The sequence below is a fragment of the Comamonas sp. CMM02 genome (assembly GCF_014851485.1).
In the GTDB taxonomy this organism is placed as follows: domain Bacteria; phylum Pseudomonadota; class Gammaproteobacteria; order Burkholderiales; family Burkholderiaceae_C; genus Comamonas; species Comamonas avium.
In genome coordinates this window covers 459,260-476,855 of sequence record NZ_JACUZW010000003.1, presented here as the reverse complement: position 1 = coordinate 476,855, position 17,596 = coordinate 459,260, and the positions used below count along the sequence as shown (strand labels likewise).

At 58.8% G+C, this 17,596-nt stretch carries 17 protein-coding genes; 10 read left to right on the top strand and 7 right to left on the bottom strand.

Going from position 1 to position 17,596, the window contains the following annotated elements; genetic code table 11:
* Nucleotides 1–61: 61 nt before the first annotated feature.
* The 3 genes from IB213_RS11720 to IB213_RS11710 form a co-directional block, all read right to left on the bottom strand.
* Entirely contained in the window at nucleotides 62–835 is a 774-nt protein-coding gene (locus tag IB213_RS11720; protein WP_225561118.1) for a penicillin-binding transpeptidase domain-containing protein, read from the bottom strand.
* A 102-nt stretch (nucleotides 836–937) separates the two neighbouring features.
* The gene (locus tag IB213_RS11715; RefSeq protein ID WP_192406652.1) at nucleotides 938–1,744 is read right to left on the bottom strand and encodes an aminoglycoside phosphotransferase family protein; all 807 of its coding nucleotides are present in this window, start codon (nucleotides 1,742–1,744) and stop codon (nucleotides 938–940) included.
* A gap of 148 nt (nucleotides 1,745–1,892) precedes the next feature.
* Nucleotides 1,893–2,096 carry a DUF3079 domain-containing protein gene (locus tag IB213_RS11710; RefSeq protein ID WP_191724340.1) on the bottom strand — a complete coding sequence of 68 codons (204 nt, stop codon included), beginning with the start codon at nucleotides 2,094–2,096 and terminating at the stop codon, nucleotides 1,893–1,895.
* Between the two features lie 246 nt (nucleotides 2,097–2,342).
* Between IB213_RS11710 and IB213_RS11705 the strand changes: the two genes are divergently transcribed.
* Nucleotides 2,343–2,858: an N-acetyltransferase gene (locus IB213_RS11705; protein WP_192406649.1), complete on the top strand. Its 516-nt coding sequence runs from the start codon at nucleotides 2,343–2,345 to the stop codon at nucleotides 2,856–2,858.
* 158 nt (nucleotides 2,859–3,016) lie between these two features.
* A complete protein-coding gene (locus IB213_RS11700; protein WP_225561082.1) occupies nucleotides 3,017–3,430 on the top strand; it encodes a GFA family protein in 414 nt (137 codons plus the stop codon).
* Between the two features lie 66 nt (nucleotides 3,431–3,496).
* Here the strand turns inward: IB213_RS11700 and IB213_RS11695 are convergent, their stop codons facing one another.
* The gene (locus IB213_RS11695) at nucleotides 3,497–4,921 is read right to left on the bottom strand and encodes an MFS transporter (RefSeq protein ID WP_225561081.1); all 1,425 of its coding nucleotides are present in this window, start codon (nucleotides 4,919–4,921) and stop codon (nucleotides 3,497–3,499) included.
* Between the two features lie 97 nt (nucleotides 4,922–5,018).
* Nucleotides 5,019–6,278 (bottom strand): NADP-dependent isocitrate dehydrogenase, encoded by a 1,260-nt coding sequence (gene icd, locus IB213_RS11690; RefSeq protein ID WP_192406643.1) that lies wholly within the window; start codon nucleotides 6,276–6,278, stop codon nucleotides 5,019–5,021.
* A 109-nt stretch (nucleotides 6,279–6,387) separates the two neighbouring features.
* On the opposite strand from icd, the gene IB213_RS11685 reads away from it, so the two are divergent.
* On the top strand, nucleotides 6,388–6,891 hold the full coding sequence (locus IB213_RS11685) for a DUF192 domain-containing protein (protein ID WP_192406641.1): 504 nt from the start codon (nucleotides 6,388–6,390) through the stop codon (nucleotides 6,889–6,891).
* 379 nt (nucleotides 6,892–7,270) lie between these two features.
* On the opposite strand, the gene IB213_RS11680 is transcribed toward IB213_RS11685, so the two are convergent.
* Nucleotides 7,271–7,453, bottom strand: a complete 183-nt coding sequence (locus tag IB213_RS11680) for a hypothetical protein (protein ID WP_192406638.1) — start codon at nucleotides 7,451–7,453, stop codon at nucleotides 7,271–7,273.
* Nucleotides 7,454–7,705: 252 nt separating this feature from the next.
* Here IB213_RS11680 and IB213_RS11675 point away from each other — a divergent pair, with 252 nt between their 5' ends.
* The 5 genes from IB213_RS11675 to IB213_RS11655 all read left to right on the top strand — a co-directional run bounded on the left by IB213_RS11675 (nucleotide 7,706) and on the right by IB213_RS11655 (nucleotide 14,297).
* Nucleotides 7,706–8,896, top strand: a complete 1,191-nt coding sequence (locus IB213_RS11675) for an ABC transporter substrate-binding protein (protein WP_192406635.1) — start codon at nucleotides 7,706–7,708, stop codon at nucleotides 8,894–8,896.
* Between the two features lie 175 nt (nucleotides 8,897–9,071).
* A complete protein-coding gene (locus tag IB213_RS11670; RefSeq protein ID WP_191724334.1) occupies nucleotides 9,072–9,992 on the top strand; it encodes a branched-chain amino acid ABC transporter permease in 921 nt (306 codons plus the stop codon).
* Complete coding sequence (locus IB213_RS11665; protein WP_192406632.1) at nucleotides 9,992–11,821, top strand: ATP-binding cassette domain-containing protein; 1,830 nt, start codon at nucleotides 9,992–9,994, stop codon at nucleotides 11,819–11,821. Before IB213_RS11670 ends, IB213_RS11665 begins: the two co-directional genes overlap by 1 nt.
* Nucleotides 11,814–12,539, top strand: a complete 726-nt coding sequence (locus tag IB213_RS11660; protein WP_192406630.1) for an ABC transporter ATP-binding protein — start codon at nucleotides 11,814–11,816, stop codon at nucleotides 12,537–12,539. The genes IB213_RS11665 and IB213_RS11660 overlap by 8 nt, the downstream gene beginning before the upstream one ends.
* A gap of 117 nt (nucleotides 12,540–12,656) precedes the next feature.
* Nucleotides 12,657–14,297, top strand: a complete 1,641-nt coding sequence (locus IB213_RS11655; protein WP_192406628.1) for an AMP-binding protein — start codon at nucleotides 12,657–12,659, stop codon at nucleotides 14,295–14,297.
* A gap of 92 nt (nucleotides 14,298–14,389) precedes the next feature.
* On the opposite strand, the gene IB213_RS11650 is transcribed toward IB213_RS11655, so the two are convergent.
* Complete coding sequence (locus IB213_RS11650; RefSeq protein ID WP_192406626.1) at nucleotides 14,390–15,661, bottom strand: hydroxymethylglutaryl-CoA reductase, degradative; 1,272 nt, start codon at nucleotides 15,659–15,661, stop codon at nucleotides 14,390–14,392.
* Nucleotides 15,662–15,796: 135 nt separating this feature from the next.
* Between IB213_RS11650 and IB213_RS11645 the strand changes: the two genes are divergently transcribed.
* Entirely contained in the window at nucleotides 15,797–17,218 is a 1,422-nt protein-coding gene (locus IB213_RS11645; protein ID WP_225214252.1) for a PLP-dependent aminotransferase family protein, read from the top strand.
* Between the two features lie 85 nt (nucleotides 17,219–17,303).
* Nucleotides 17,304–17,567: a hypothetical protein gene (locus tag IB213_RS11640; RefSeq protein ID WP_192406624.1), complete on the top strand. Its 264-nt coding sequence runs from the start codon at nucleotides 17,304–17,306 to the stop codon at nucleotides 17,565–17,567.
* The last annotated feature ends 29 nt before the right edge of the window (nucleotides 17,568–17,596 follow it).

The following is a 17,596-nucleotide window of genomic DNA, read 5'->3' as shown; positions in this document are numbered from 1 at the left end:
GCTGCTGGGTTGCCTGCAGCCATCAGTACAGCCCGCTTTCCCGACCACGAGACGATCATCTCTAGGGAACAGCGGGCAAGGCCTGTATCGAACGCAATACCTGCCGTGTGATGCCTTGGCGTTTTGCCAGATCGCCCAGTCTGTTTGGTGTGTCGATATTCATCACAAAAAAGACGGGCCCCGTTGGCCATTCAACCCAGCCGGCCCACCAGCCAATCGTTCCTGACCATCCGGTCTTGGCTCTCAAAATCCAGTCAGCACCTGCCTCATTGATCATCAAGTCTTTAACCAGCCGCTGATGCTCAAGCTTGAAGGGCAACTGGTTGCGGTAGAGCTGCTGGAGAAAATCAAGCTTTTCAAAGGCAGAGATTGCCAGGTCTCCTTCGACCCAGAATGGCTCGGCTCCAGTGGATAAGGCATTGCCGTACCCGATTTTTTCCATGAATGCAGTTTCCTGCTTCAGACCCAGCTGCTTTGCAAAGCGCTCATACACCCACACCGTGGAGTTGCGCATGGATGAGCGCAAGTCCTGGTCTTTATCCCAGGATCTATTGCCACGGTGCACCCCATCCCAGGGGATGACTTCAAATTCATCCTTGATCGCCCCCGCCTCCAGCGCAAACAGTGCGTGAGGAATTTTGAAGGTCGATGCAGGCGAAAACCGCTGGGCGGCCCGCTGGGGGTTGTGCACCCACAGCTGCTCCTTTGGTGCTCTGGCATCCAGCACCACCATGGTGCCAACGGCAGGTGCCTTTGCAAACCAGCCTGCCCACTCAGGTCTCTCCTGAGCGGAAGGTGCGGCAAATACAGAAGAGACGGCGCCCAGCGCCACCATTACAAGCAATCGTTTGATCTTTTTCATAGATGACGCCAATTTTAAATGGCAGCTTCATCCCGGCGCATGGCGCAGGCCACGCAACATGGCCCCAGTTGCACATCACACGCTGTTCAATGCAGCATCCGCCATTTGGGCAACCTGCAAAGCGATTTCGGCAGACGTTCCATCCTCAAAATGCCATGCTGCCGACAGGCCAGCCCACGCAAGAATCCACTTCAAAAGCCTTTGCCTGTCCAGATGGGCATGTTCGGCCACCAAGCTCACACGTGACAAAAACCGCGCCGTATTGCCAGCAACTTCAAGCGCTGGATTGCAAAATAGGTTGGCATAGTCAAAAGCACGCTCACCCCACAGCCCCTTCGGGTCAATAGCAAGCCAGCCTCTTGCTTCAAAATCGAGAATATTGTGATGGTGAATATCTCCGTGCAGACACCTGACATCTTGCGGATGCGCCAAAAGCTCCGTCATAGCCTGCCGTGATGGGTGCAAAACACCATGCCCTCCCAGCGCAGATGTTTCTAGCGCTCTGAAGCTGACATTCAATGGCGTCAGCGCAGGCGTTGGCACAGCGCGAGGCGAATGCAGCCTCGCAACCACGGCACAAATAATGCGACAGGCTTCGTCATCGTTTTCCTCTCGGCTGAGCGCAGCGAGGGAACGTGACCCTACCGATCGTTCCATCACGATGGCTGGGCCGGATTGTTCAAAAACTCTGGCAGCGCCATCGCCAGCCCACCACCGCAGCAACGCATAGCCTTCAATCTCCTCACTGGCCGTTGAAATTTTCAGCATCGCGGCCTGCCCCTGCCAGATCACGGGTTGCAGCAAGGCTGTAGGCGTCTGAATCGGTTGGCCGTCAATCGCTAACGACCAGTTGGCCAGATGTTCTGCAAGCAGTGTCTTCATGCTTCGAATCTACAACGCCTATAGACCAATGCGCGCCACAAGGCACTGCTGTTTGCTGTTGCTTACTGCTGCCTGTTTGTGCTGGCCACCTGTAGCATGACGCTTTTATGCAATTCAGAGTCATGCGCCCCACTGCACGCGCAAGCGATCAGCGCTGCAAACGTTTGCTGGCTTCCTGTGGCTGCGGTTGCGGGGTAAGGGGTTGCTCCCAATCGTCACCCCAGAGTTCACAGGGGTGCGGCGTGCGGTCCGAGCCATTGCCGCAGCGCAGATCGTCTGCTGGGCAATACTGATCGCAACCCCAGCACAATCGCTCGGGATGGGCTGGAACTACTGGAAATTTTTTGGCCATGGTGCTTGTCTCTTTTCCTTGTCACTGCGCAAGAGTGAAGGTATCCAAGTTACCGCATGAACTGGGCCACTGTGCTTGAGTCGCATCAATCGATGAGGATTTTTGCCAACTACTCACCAGCAAACCCATATGCCTTGACCAGATACGCTTGGGCTTTTCATTGTGCGGGTGCCAGCATATTGCTTCACCCGTATCCAGCTGCGTTCTTGGTAAACAAAAAATGGCACGCCTTTTCAAGGAGCTATCTTGATTCATATCCGCCAGATTCAAGCCAGTGAATGGCAAAAATACCGTGACGTACGACTGCGTGCGCTGCGCGATGCACCGGACGCCTTTGGAAGCACTTACGCAATCGAAAGCGCAAAAACGGATGCGGCCTGGCAGCGTCAGATAGAGACAGCCCTTTCCTCCGGCAGTGACTGCCCTTTATTTGCTTACTCCCAAGAAGATGTGTGTGGCTTGGTCTGGTGCAAGCTGTCTGCTGCTGAGCCAGACACCGCACACATCTACCAGATGTGGGTAGACCCTGCCTGCCGAGGATCAGGGGCAGGCCACGCGTTGCTGGATTTCGCCGTTAGGTGGGCCAAAAAAATGGCCGCACAACGTGTTCGCCTGGGCGTTACTTTTGCCCAAAGCCCAGCCATGAGCCTGTACCAAAAATATGGCTTTATTCAGGCTGGGAAAGTGGAGCCCCTGCGTGAAGGCTCTCACCTTGAATCCCTGACGCTGGAGCTGCGGCTGGAGCCCAGATCGCAAGCCTGACAACGCGCCAGACGCAGTCTTGAATGCATGTGATTAACGCATCGCATTGCCAGGTTTCAGCGATCAGGTCACAGCCAAAATTTCAAGTTTGCTGCTGCGACAAATCGGCAGCCAGCACAAGGTAGGATCACGCTTTTTGTTAACGTTGCTGCGTACCTATGCCCCAGAGGGTGCCAAAGATTTATCACGGAAGCTGCCTTTGCGCAAAGGTACGCTATGAACTGCTGACACCCCCCAAGGCCGTGACGCACTGCCATTGCAGGCAGTGCCAAAAAAGCCATGGCGCTGCATTTTCGACCTATGGTGCTGTACCGCACAGTGCCCTGCGTATCGTGGCCGGGTCTGCGGACATTCACTCCTATGCGTCGTCTGAATTTGCGCTGCGTCAGTTCTGTGCGCACTGCGGCTCATCGCTATTTTGGTCACAGCCCGAGGGGGATTGGTCTGACTGGGTCTGCATCACCTTGGGTACGCTGGATACGCCTTTCACGCCGCAAAAGCAAAAGCACACACATGTATCGTCTAAAGCACCATGGGATGAATTTGTACCCGCAGCCTCGCCGAAGGAGTAAATGCAGCCCGTGCCAGCGTTCAAGCCATGCCCTCGAAGACTTAGCACGGCATGCATCGAACTGCGTTCAGTTTTTTGAAGCTGCAGCAACTGGCGTATAGCGCAAGCCGCTAAAGCAGGCCGCCAGCACCGCAAACGCAACAGCCAGCCACATGGCACGTTGCTCAGCCACACCTTCAGTGCCCGGCCACAGCACGAACGCCCCGGCCAGACATACGGCACCCAGGCCCTGCCCGGTGTGCCGCGCTGAGCCCAGCATGCCACTGGCAGCCCCGCTGCGGTGCACAGGGGCTGTCGTCACAATCGTGTGATTGTTGGGCGACTGAAACATGGCAAAACCTGCGCCACACAGCGCCAGACGCCATGCAATATCCCAAGCCGCAGCGCCCACGGGCAGTAAAGCCAGTGCGCACAGGCCTGCGGCAAACAGCGACATGCCCATAGCCCCCAGCCGCCCCGCTGGAATACGGCCAATTTTGCGCCCCACCATCGGGGCCACAACGGCCAGCGCCAGAGGCCAGGCACTGATCAGCAACCCTGCCCGGCCAATGCTGACGCCATGAGTTTCAATCAACAAGAACGGGACTGCCAAAAAGGCAATGGTCTGCGCGCTGAAAGCGCTGATCGATGCGCCCATAGACAGGGCAAACACAGGAATGCGCAGCAAATCCAGCGGCAGCATGGGCTGCGTTTCGCGTTTTTGGCGTCGCACATAAAAAACACCTGCTATCAGGCCAATACCCAGCCACAGGGCCGCCCACTGCAAGCCTTGCCCGCCCTGCGAATGGCTGACACGATCCAGCGCCAAGAAAATTGAGCCAAACATGACTACGTTCAGGCCCACGTCCCACCACGACAGGCCGCGTGCGTCAGACCCTTGGCGAGGCTTGGGCAGCGCCTGCATACCCAGCCAGCACACCCACAGCGCCAAAGGCAGGTGCAAGCTGAACAGCCAGCGCCAGTTCAGTTGCGACAGCACCAAAGCCGCCAGCACAGGGCCCATCACCGTGCTCAGCGCCACTACCATGGAGTTCAAGGCCATGCCCTGCCCCAGCATGCCTCGCGGATAAATCTGACGCACCAGCGCACCATTGACGCTCAAGGCACCTGCCATGCCCATCCCTTGCAGCGCACGCGCAGCAATCAGCCAGGGCAGTGAAGGTGCCAGCGCCGCCATGATGCTGGCCAAGCCAAATACCAGCATGCCCCACAGGTACACGCGCTTGTAACCCAGCCTGTCACCCAGCGCCGCCAGTGGCAACAGCAACACCAGTGAAGCGATCTGGTTGGCATTGACCACCCACAGGGTGTAGGACGGGTCAATCTGCCACTGGCGTGCCATTTGCGGCAAGGCCAGATTCAGCATGGTGCTATCGAGCACACAAATCATCAAGCCACAGACGATGACCGCCATGGCCAGCTTGCGCGCACGCCCCTGCATGCCGTCTACAGGTTCAGGCACGGGGGTGGCGGAAGAAAGCAAAATACTCATATTCGATAGCTACTGGCGCTGGCTAAATCAACGCCGATGCCCTGTTTGGGCACAAAAAACCCCGCAAAGCCTTGCGGGGTGGTTGAGCGCAGAACGCTTACAGATGCTGGATCACTACTTGCCCAAAGCCTGAGCAGGACACCTGGGTTGCGCCCTCCATCAGGCGCGCAAAGTCATACGTCACCTTCTTGCTTTGAATGGCTTTTTCCATGCCACTGATGAGCAAATCTGCCGCCTCTGACCAGCCCATGTGCCGCAGCATCATCTCGCCGGAAAGGATCATGGAGCCGGGGTTCACATAGTCTTTGCCTGCATATTTGGGGGCTGTTCCATGCGTGGCTTCAAACACGGCCACGGCATTGGACATATTGGCCCCCGGAGCAATTCCAATGCCGCCAATTTGTGCAGCCACCGCGTCCGAGATGTAGTCGCCATTCAAGTTCATCGTGGCAATCACGCTGTACTCGGCCGGGCGCAGCAGCACCTGCTGCAAGAACGCATCGGTGATGCTGTCTTTGATGGTGATGCGTTTGCCTGTCTTGGGGCTGAGCACTTCCACCCACGGGCCACCATCAATCAGCTCGCCACCAAACTCTTTGACGGCCAGGTCATAGCCCCAGTCGCGAAAGCTGCCTTCCGTGAACTTCATGATGTTGCCCTTGTGCACCAAGGTGACTGAAGGCTTGTCATGGTCGATTGCGTACTGAATGGCTTTGCGCACCAGGCGCTCTGTGCCCTCTTTGGACACCGGCTTGATGCCCAGCCCCGAGGTTTCAGGAAAGCGGATCTTGTCGATACCCAGCTCGTCGCGCAAAAAGGCAATCAGCTTTTTGGCCTTGTCGCTGCCGGCGGCAAATTCAATACCCGCATAAATGTCTTCCGAGTTTTCGCGAAAGATCACCATGTCGGTCTTCTCGGGCTCGCGCACCGGCGAGGGCACGCCCTTGAAGTAACGCATGGGGCGCAGACAGACATACAGATCCAGCTCCTGACGCAATGCAACGTTCAGCGAGCGAATGCCCCCGCCCACAGGCGTGTTCAGCGGGCCTTTGATGGACACAGCGTACTCACGCACGGCATCCATGGTCTCGTCAGACAACCACACATCGGGGCCGTAGATTTGGGTGGATTTTTGACCGGCATACACCTCCATCCACTGAATCTGGCGCGCCCCGCCATAGGCCTTGGCCACAGCGGCATCCACCACCTTGCGCATCACCGGGGTCACGTCGCGGCCCACGCCATCGCCCTCAATAAAGGGAATGATGGGTTGCAGGGGCACGTTAAGGGTCATGTCCGCATTGACAGTGATCTTCTGGCCTTGCGCGGGGATTTGAATATGGGTGTATTTGCTCATGAAACGCGGTCTCCTGACTCCAACTCAAAACCGATGCCGTGTGTATACAGCGTTGGACAATCATTCTAGGTGAGCTTGTAAGTCGTCCAAGACATACACAGGCACCTGCATGACATTGCACAATAGCGCCATGAACCTGCTGCCACTCCGATTAAGCGCCCGCCTGGCACTGGCTGCCCTGCTGGCCACGGGCTTTGCCGCCCATGCCCAAGCGCCTGCGGGCGAGCCACAACTGAACCTGCCTCGTATTGAATTGCGAGCAGGCATGTTCCGCATTGATACGCAAGTTGCAGCGCGCTTTCATGAGCGCCAGACAGGCTTGATGCACCGCACCTCGATGCCCCAGCACGAAGGCATGCTGTTTGTGTTTGAAAGCCCCGGCGTGCAATGCTTCTGGATGAAAAACACCTTGTTGCCACTGACGGCGGCATTCGTGGCTGATGACGGAACCATTGTCAATCTGGCTGATATGCAGCCGCTGGATGAAAACTCCCACTGCTCCGCCAAGCCTGTGCGGTACGTGCTGGAGATGAACCAGGGCTGGTTTGCAGCAAAAGGCATCAAGGCGGGAGCCAAGCTCACCGGCGCGCCTTTCAAGGCACCAACGCCTTAAATCCTGGTCGGCACGACCTTCGCGGCCATGCTTGATGCATGCAAGGACCCAGGCACCTGCCAGCAGTTACCCCACAAAGCCCATTCAAGATGGGCTATGGAACAAGCTGCGCAACCGCAACCGCAACCGCAACCGCAACCGCAACCGATACCCAATTGCTGCAGCTTTTGCTTGTGACCAAGTGCTAGGGCCGCCTTACTGGCGCTGATGCGCACAAGGCTTAGCCAGTCTATGAAGCTGTGATTGCCGCAGGCTCCATCTCAGCTGCCCGTCCTAGCAAGAACGCGTGAATACACCAAGGCAATTCGTTTACACATCGCAATCCGGCGATCGCCACATGTCTTCGTTCAGGAAGCCATGCGTGAAAGAAGTCCAGTGGCTACCACCAGCGAAGTTTGGCGGCCACCACAATCCATTGCATCAACAGGCCAGTTGAACGCTGCTGACCAGCACTTTTGAGCACGAAGTCTATGAGCTGCGATCCGGGCAGCCATTGAATCAATTGCCTGAACTGCGCAGCCCTCAGACTGAAATTAAGGACGCCTGCCTTGAGTTCGACCAAGGCGACTGCCCCCCTCATGAGCAGCAGCACTCGCCGCACTGATGCCCCCGCCACCCTGAATACGGCAGCAAAACGGTCCCTACCTGTATTCACTGCAGGCTAGGGTTAACCACAGGCAAGGGCTGTACCGACGAACTGTACCTACTCACGTGGGTACAGTGAATTTACAGTGCACCGTCGGCCATACAGAGCCGAACACATTGCAGGAAAACGCACAGCCTTATTCCCTGCATGACATACAAGGAGACAAGCATGAAGACAAGCAAGAAATTCGCCTACAGCATGATGGCAGCAGCTTTGTTCACTGGTGCAGGCGCCTTCGCCCAGGACATCAAGATTGGCTATAACGCCGACCTGTCCGGCAGCGGTGTGGCCGAGCTGGGAATTTCCGGACGCTGGGCTTTTGAGGCTGCCATTGAAGATGTCAACAAAGCGGGCGGTATTCTGGGCCGCAAGGTGGTGGGCGTCATCCGTGACGATCTGGGTACGCCACCCAAGTCCATCCAGAACATGACAGAGCTGATCGACAACGAAAAGGTAGCTGCTGTGGTCGGGCCTGCCAATTCCGGCAACGCCCTGGCCTGGCTGCACATCCCGCAGCAAAAGAAAATTCCGGTAGTGGTGCCGATTGCCACCGGCACGGAGATCACAACCCGTTACGCCAAGGAAGCCCAGAACTACCTTTTCCGCGTCTCCATGGTTGACCGCGAACAAACCGCATTGCTGGGTGCCTATGCAGCAAAGAGCACCAAGACCCAGAAGGTTGCCATCATTGCCGACTCCACCGGCTACGGACAAGGCGGCACCAAGGATGCCACCGACATACTGGCATTGCACGGCATCAAGCCGGTGGCGGTGGAAAAATTCGGTCCCAAAGACACGGACATCACCTCGCAGCTGTCCAAGATCAAGGCTGCTGGCGCCGACACCGTGATCGTCTATGGCTTGGCGGACGGCACAGCCCAGGTGGTGCGCAGCATGGAAAAGATCAACTACCAGCCCACCACGCTGGGTGCCTGGGGCAATCTGAGCTCGCTGTTCCCCAAAATGACGGGCCCCGCGCTGGCTCCGAACCTGATCATGGCGGCCTCCACGACGGAGGACACCAGTGCAAAGACCAAGGCTCTGGGCGAACGGATTCGCAAGAACTTTCCCACGCTGACCACATTCCCTGCTGCTGCCCAGGCCTATGACTCGGTGATGCTGATTGCCGCTGCGATGAAGCAGGCCAACAGCACCGATGGCCCCAAGGTTGCTGCCGCGCTGGAAAATCTGGACTCTGTACCCGGTGTCATCAAGACCTACAGCAAGCCTTTCTCCAAGACCAACCACGAAGGTCTGGGCGTACAGGACTTCTATCTGGCTCGCTGGAAAGGCAGTGAGGTCACCAAGTACGAGGACGACATCACCAAGAGCCTGCAGCCTTCTGACCTGAAAAAGTAAACGGATCATGTCACCGCCGCTGGGCGTGCGCGCCTGGCAGCTTTTGGCGGTGACCCAAGCGAGCGGCAGCGGTGTCGCTCGCTTTCATGACATGGCATCCATGCATAAAGACCGGTACTGACCGCTGCCACGCGGCAGCACATCTGCATTTTTCAGGCTGATAGGAATCTCTCAAATGCAAGCCAGCATTCTTCAGGCCATTTTCAGTGGCTTAGCCTTGGGCAGCATTTACTCGCTGGTTGCCCTGGGCTTCAACATTACCTACAACACCACCAAGACGTTCAACTTCGGCCAGGGAGAATTCCTGGTCGCTGGGGCTTTTATAGGCGTTTCCGTGCTGCTGCTGCTGGCCGGTCACGATTTGCAAGGCTCACTGGAAATTGCCGAAGTGACCCTGGCGCGCTACGGCCTGAGCATGGTCACCACCTTTTTGCTCATGGGTGCGCTGGGCGTGCTCCTGTACTACACCGCCGTGCGCCCTTTCTTCGGCAAGCCCGGCCTGGCATGGGTGATGAGCACCATCGGTTTTGGCATCATTGTTCAGAACATTGCGCTCGCCATCTGGGGCCCCTCCCCCATGGTGATGCCCTCTCCGCTGGGCAACGACGTCATTCGCATCGGCGGTGCCGGCGTACTGCCGCAAGAAATTCTGGTGCTGTGCATCAGCGTGTCCCTGATGCTGTGCCTGGATGTCATCATGCGCAAAACCCGTTTGGGCAAGGCCGTGCGCGCCGTGGCACAAAGTGGCCCGGCTGCTGTGCTGATGGGCATCAATGTCACCGCCATCATCGTGCTGGCATTCATTGTCAGCTCCAGCCTGGCAGGCATTGCCGGCCTGCTGATTGCCCCCATCACCACGGCCTCGGTCTTCATGGGCCTGACCTTGGCTCTGAAGGCGTTTTCAGCCGCCATCGTCGGCGGACTGAGCAACCCGCGCGGCTGCATGCTGGGCGGTTTCCTGCTGGGGCTTCTGGAGGCCATGGTCGGTCTGTGGCAGGCCGAACTGCGAGAAATCAGTATCTTCCTGCTGATTATTTTTGTTCTGGTGCTCAAGCCAGAAGGTCTGCTGGGGCAGCGTCTGGTGGAGAAAGTCTGATGGGGCAATACAAACATCTTGCTGGCGTGGCCCTGTTTGCCGCCATTGCCGCCCTGCTGCCACTGATTACGGACAACGGCTTTTACCTGAAGGTCGTTTTCATGGTCGGCATCAACTATCTGGCTGCCGCCGGTCTCAATGTGCTGGTGGGTTATACCGGGCAGAAGTCACTGGGCCATGCTGGCCTGTTTGCGGTGGGTGCCTACACTGCCGCCTTGCTGACTGCCCGCATGGAGTGGAATCCCTGGCTGGCTTTGCTGGCAGCGGGTGTCGTGGCCGGTATCTTCGGCGTGCTGATTGCTCTACCCGCCTTGCGCGTCAAAGGCCCGGCCCTGGCGATGGTGACCATAGGCTTTGGCGTTGTGGTCGAAAAAGTGGTCTCTGAATGGCAGGACGTTTTTGCCGGCCAGCAAGGCATCTACGGTGTGCTGCCCCTGTCCATCAACGGACATATCTTCGACATGCGCGAATGGGTGTGGCTAGTTCTGGCACTGGGCGTGGCAACCCATCTGATGATGCGCTCGCTGCTCAGCGGCAAGTTCGGCCGGGCCTTTATGGCTGTGAACACGGCAGAAGTGGCTGCCGAAAGCGTGGGGGTCAGCGTGTACAAGTTCAAGGTGCTGGCATTTGTGATCAGTGCCGTCACCTGCGGTGTAGCTGGTGCCTTGGTGGCACAGCAAAACCAGTACATCAACTCCGACTTCATCACGTTCAATCTGTCCATCTTCTTTTTGCTGATCGTGCTGCTCGGAGGCAAGTCGGTTTATGGGCCATTGCTAGGTGCCCTGGTCCTTACACTGCTGGACGCTTTTTTGGCACGCTGGCCCGGTGTGCAGCACTTCACCTATGGCGCTTTGCTGCTGTTTGGTCTGTATGTCATGCCCGATGGGCTGTCAGGTACGGTGTCCAGGTTCTTCACCAAGCGCAAGCCAGCCTTGAGCAACCGGGACATACCGCTGCCATCAGTCAGTCTGCGCGAGCTGGCTGGTGCACGTGCAATCGATGCCAAGGGCCCGTTGCTGCAAACCGAGGGGCTGTACAAGGCCTATGGCGGCGTGGTGCCCACCAACAACATCAGTATCGACCTTCAGCCCGGTCATGTGCATTCGCTGATTGGCCCCAATGGTGCGGGCAAGACCACGCTGCTCAACATCCTCTCAGGCATCATCCCGCCAACCAAGGGTGCTATACGTTTTTGCGGTGAGAGCATTCTGGCCAAGCCTGCCAATCAGATCTGCGCCATGGGCCTGGGTCGCACCTTCCAGAACCTGAAGCTCTTTGCCGACATGAGCGTGATCGACAACGTCAAAGTGGGGTTGCACCAGCATATCCACGCAGGATTTGGTGCTTATCTCTTTGCCCTTCCTGCTGCAAAAAGGCAAGAGCGCGAGGCCACTGCACAGGCCATGCAGGTGTTGCAGTTCCTGGGGCTGGACACCAAGGCCTATGAAACTGCGGGCAGCCTGCCCTACGGCCTGCAACGTCGGGTAGAGCTGGCTCGCGCGCTGGCCACCCGGCCCAGTTTGCTGCTGCTCGATGAGCCTGCGGCAGGCCTGAACCCCCAGGAAACACAGGAGCTGACAGGCGTGATCCGAAGCATCAAGGAGCTGGGCATCACCGTGCTGCTGATCGAGCACCACATGGACCTGGTGATGGCCATTTCCGACCATGTAATCGTGCTCGACTACGGCGAAAAGATCGCTGAAGGCACACCCACACAGGTACAGAAAAACCCACGCGTGATCACCGCCTACCTCGGTGCACCGGACGATGACGCGCAGCTCGCTCCTGCCACCTTCGCAACTTCATTGGAAAACAAGCATGCATGACACACCTGTTTTGCAAGTGAAAGACTTGCAGGCCCGCTACGGTGCAGTGGAGGCGCTCAAAGGCATTTCGCTGGAGGTCTATCCCGGCGAGGTCGTCACGATGATTGGTGGAAACGGTGCCGGAAAAAGCACACTGATGAAGGTGATCTCGGGCCTGGAGCCGGCACATTCGGGCAGCGTCTTGTTCAAGGGCCAGGACATCACCCGCATGCCTGGCCACCTGCGGGTGGCGCTGGGTATTGCCCAGTCGCCCGAGGGCCGCCAGGTCTTTGCGGACCAGAGCGTGCGTGACAATCTGATGCTGGGTGCCTACCACCGCAAGGCTACCCGGGCCGAACTGGAGCACGACATTGAGGCACAGTTCCTGGCGTTCCCTCGACTCAAGGAACGTCAGCACCAAATGGCCGGCACCATGTCCGGCGGCGAGCAGCAGATGCTGGCCATTGCCCGCGCCCTGATGGCCAGACCCCAGTTGCTGCTGCTCGACGAACCCTCGCTGGGTCTGGCGCCATTGATCGTCAAAGAGATTTTCTCCATTGTGCGCTGCCTCAAGCAGCGTGACATCACCATCTTGCTGGTGGAGCAAATGGCCAACCAGGCCCTGAGTGTTGCCGACCGAGGCTATGTGCTGGAGACCGGAAAAATCATACTGGAAGGCTCCAGCACGGCCCTGCGCAGCGACGACAAGGTGCGTGCGGCCTATCTCGGCAGCCACTGAAAACGGCACGCCTTCCTCTTTTAGCCCCCGTTTCTTTCACAGGGCGGCCCGGCCGCAGTGCATGGCTCGCCTCCTCTTTTTGCAGACAAGACACCCTTGCGGTGCTTGGGAGTTCCCGTGATCGACATCCACGCCGACAGCACAATCGGAGAAGTCCTTTTCTCCGCTGCACAGCGCTATGGCCACCACAGCCTGCTGTGCATCCCTGAAAATCCGGCCCGCAACTACCTGCCCGCGGGCTGCGAAATCACCTACCAGCAAGCAGCCGATGCCATTCGCGAGCTGATGCAGCACTACACGGCCGCCGGCTACGGCCTGGGCCACCGCGTAGGTTTGCTGCTGGACAGCCGCCCCGAGCACATGCTGCACAAGCTGGCCCTGAATGCGCTGGGCGTGTGCTGCGTTCCCGTCAACCCGGACTACCGCCCGCGTGAGTACGCCTACTTGATCGATCACGCCCAGGTCGATCTGCTGGTGGTCTTGCAAGACAGAATCGAACATACGCAGGCCGCGCTGCTACACAGCGGCAATCAGCCTCCCGTGGTTGCTCTTGAGGCATTCACCGCCGCCCTGCCGCCATGCCCGCGCAGTGCAGAAGCTGGCGCAGTCTGCGCAGACACACCTGCCAGCATTCTGTACACCTCAGGCACGACAGGCAGACCCAAGGGCTGTGTGCTCTCCCACCGCTACGAGCTGGCTGCAGGGCAGGACTATGCCAGGCTGGGGGGTTTGGCCACCATTGGCAAGCAGGACCGGCTGTACAACCCACTGCCGCTGTTTCACGTCAACGCCTCCATCCTGTCCTTTTATTGCATGCTGTTCACGGGCGGCTGCCAGATTCAGAGCGACCGTTTCCAGCCCACCCGCTTTTGGATGGAGGTGGTGCAGACCCGCGCCACCATTGCGCACTATCTGGGCGTCATCATGCAGATGCTGTTCGTACAGCCGCCTTCCGAGCTGGACCGTGCCCACCAGCTACGTTTTGCCGCCGGGGCCGGCGTGGAGCCGCAACTGCATGCCGCGTTCGAAGAACGGTTTGGCGTACCGCTTCTGGAGCTGTGGGGCATGACTGAGATGGTGAGGGTCATGATGGACTGCCACGCCCCGCGCCAAGTGGGCACGCGCGCTTTTGGCCGAGATCGACCCTGCCAAGGACTGCAAGCCCGAGCCGTTGATGAGCTGGACCAGACAGTGCCCGACGGCAGTGCGGGTGAGCTGGTCATACGCCACAGCGCACACAGCCCCCGGCAGGATTTTTTCTCTGGCTACTACAACGATCCGGAGGCCACCGAGCAGGCCTGGCGCAGTGGCTGGTTCCATACCGGCGACATGGTGGTGCGCGACGCAACGGGCATGTTCCATTTCATGGACCGGCGCAAAAACATCATCCGCAGGTCCGGTGAAAACATTGCGGCTGCTGAAATCGAGGCACTGCTGGTTACCCATCCGTGGGTGGAAAACGCCGCCGTCATGGCGGTGCAGGACGAGATACGCGACGAAGAGGTGCTGGCCTGCGTGGTGCTCAAGCCCTCGACCGAGGCCACGGGCCAAGACCGCGATCAGATCGCCCAGGCATTGTTCGACTTCTGCAACCAGAACATGGCTTATTACAAGGCTCCCGGCTGGCTCTGGTTTGCCCAGCAGATTCCCACGACAGGCACGCAGAAGATCCAGAAGCACGCCATCTTCCCCCAGCACAGCGACCCGCGTCTGCTGCCCGGCATGATCGACCTGCGCAAGCGCAAAAAGCGCAACTAATAGCCTTGCAACAATCCCGGCCAGCCCCGGCCAGCCCCGGCCAGCCCCGGCTTGCCCCGGCTTGCCCGGGTGGTGGCTGGCCGGGCTTGGCATCAAGCTGCCTGCAGCAGCTCCTTGGCGCGATCCACGCTGACATTGCGCTCCGCCACCAATGCTTGGGCCACACGCTGCACCTGTTCGCCCTCAGCGCCGGCCAGCAGGGCAATATTGCGGGCATGCAAGGCCATGTGGCCACGCTGAATACCTTCTGTGGACAGTGCCCGCATCGCGGCCAGGTTTTGCGCCAGCCCCACGGCCGCCACGATTTCCCCCAGCTCCTGCGCACTACCCACCTGCATCAGGCGCAATGCCCAGCGGGCCAGCGGATGGGTCTTGGTGGCGCCCCCCACCAAACCCACGGGCATGGGCAGCTCGATGGTGCCCACCAGGTGGCCTGCGCGGTTCTTTTCCCAATGCGTGAGCGAGGTGTAGCGCCCCGATCGGGCCGCATAAGCATGGGCCCCAGCCTCCACTGCACGCCAGTCGTTGCCGGTGGCCACGATCACCGGATCAATCCCATTCATGATGCCCTTGTTGTGGGTGGCCGCCCGATAAGGATCGACGGCAGCAAAGGTATAGGCATCCAGAATGCCCTCTATGACCTCTTCACCCCGGTACTGCGCCGTGCTCAGCTGCTCCGGGCTCAAGGTGACGGCGGCCCGCGCCAGCCGCAAATCCGCCAGATTGGACAGGATACGCAAACGCACGCTGGCCCCGCTGATGCGCTCCAGCAGGGGCGCCACCATTTCGGCCATGGTGTTGACCGTATTGGCACCCATGGCGTCGCGCACATCCACAATCAGGTGCACCACCACCATGGGGCCGCGCGGCGTGTGCTCGAACACGTGCACCTCCAGGTCCTGGCAGCCGCCGCCCAGGCCCAACAGCACCTTGTCCTTGGAGTTAGCCATAGCGATGATCTCCTCACGGTGGGTCAGCACTGCATGGCGTACCCCGTGAGGATCTGTCATGCCCACCATCTGCACCTGTGCACGCATCAATGGCTTGGTAGAGGAGGTAAGGAAACCGCCACTACTGCGCGCCAGCTTGGCCATGAACGATGCCGCAGCCACCACCGATGGCTCTTCCACCACCATGGGCACCAGCACATCGCGGCCATTGACCTGAAAATTGGTGGCCACGCCCATGGGCAGCTCAAATGTGCCCACCACGTTTTCGATCATGCCGTCGGCCGTGCCCAGCGGCAGGGCCCCTGGCCCGGCCAGCAGTTGCCTATCGGCGCTGTCCATCTCGGCCACACGGGCCAGCACGGCCAAACGCTCTGCTGGCTGCATGTCGCGCATGCCACTGACTCTGGAATCCATTTTTGTGCTCCTTGGAGTTTTCTCTGACTGCGAAGACCGGTGGCCCGGCCCCGTCATGTTGGTGTTGTCACGCTAGCCACGACTTTAGGCGTGCTGTACCCTTTAAGACAGGTACAGTTCAACGAAACAGAAAACATGAGCAACCCCATGCCGGGCTTTGAATCTTTGGCGCAATCCATAGAGCGCGAAATACGCCATGGAGCCTACAAGGCGGGTGAGAAGCTGCCCTCCATACGCGAGCTGGCCAGGCTGCGCAAATGCGCCAAGAACACCGTGGTCGTCGCCTTTGAGCTGCTGGTGGCACGCGGCCTGGTGGAGCCGGTGCGTGGTTCGGGTTTTTACGTCAAGGAACGGCCCATCCGCGTGGAGCTGGACACCTCCAACCATTCTCTGGGCAGGGCGCGCGACACCGCATGGTTGATCCGGGAGCAGCTCAAGAGCGACCCAAGCTCCATTCCCGCAGCCGATGGTTTTCCGCCCGCTGACTGGCTGGCTGGAGCTCGCCTGGACAAGGTGCACCACAAGGTCGCTCGCAGCGGCCTGGGCACGCTGTTCAACTACGGCAACCGCTTTGGTTATTTGCCACTGCGCCAGCAATTGGTGCGCAAGCTGGGCCGCCTGGAGATCGCGGCTGATTTGCAGCAGATTGTGCTCACCCATGGTGCCAACCAGGCCATGGATCTGGTCATGCGCTACTTTGTGCCGCCAGGCGCCACAGTGCTAGTGGATGACCCCGGCTATTACTTCTTGTTTGGCAAGCTCAAGGTGCATGGCGCCACCATTGTGGGCATTCCCCGCACAGCCACGGGCCCCGATCTGGATGCGCTGGAGCAGGCCATCATCCGCACCCGCCCGCGCATCTTCTTTACTCAGTCAGTGGGCCACAACCCCACGGGTTCAGACCTGTCGCCCGACACGGCAGCCAAACTGGTCAAGCTGGCAGAAAAATACAATCTGCTGCTGGTGGAGATGGACCCATTGGCTGACCTCAAACCCAGTCACAAGCTGCGTCTTTCCACCATAGACCAGCTACAGCGCACCATCTATATCGGCACGTTTTCCAAATCACTTTCTGCGGCCTTGCGCGTGGGCTTTATTGCCTGCAGCGCAGATTTAGCATCCGAGCTGGCCGACCTCAAATCCATCATCCATGTGAGCACCTCAGAGTACTCCGAGCGTACGGTTGATGCGATTTTACGAGAGCGCTCTTACGACAAGCATTTGCTCAACCTGCAGCTCAAGCTCAGGGAGGCCACGGCCAGCGCCTACCATTTTCTCGAAGAGCTGGACGCCACGTTTTTCTGCCGCCCTCCTGAAAGCCTGTACATGTGGGCCAGCTTTGCCGGTATCCCGGACTCCACACATCTGGCCCAATGGCTGGGCCAGCACAACGTGACCGTGGCTCCCGGCAAAATTTTCTGCCCCCACACCAACACCCCTTGCGCCACCATGCGTCTGAACACCGGGGTTGTGGCCAGCGAGAAACTGCAAACTATCTTGCGCACGGCTATTCCCCAATACCGGGCGCTGGTGGCGGCGCAGACTGGCAGCAACTGAGCAACCAGCCCGCAGGCACGGCACCTGCCCGCATTGTTCAAAGGCCAGCCAGTCACGCACCAGCACATCCAGCCATGATCCGTGCATGGCAGCTCCACCACATTTCAACGGCGATCTTGCAGGGCATCAAGCGATTGAAGCCGCACTGCACAACAGACCGTCATCTGATGCAGCTGCATGTCTTACTCAATTTCGGCAAGCGCCACTGGATTCACCTGATATTCAAAGCAAAGCCATTCCACTGGATGATCTTGGTTTTGCCCATAAACAAAAAAGAGAGCTACTAACGCTTACTGGACTTAGTTTTCAGATAGTTTTATATCTGAAAACTAAGCTGACAGGGCGTTAGCAGCTCTCTTTTTCAAACCAGCACCCTAA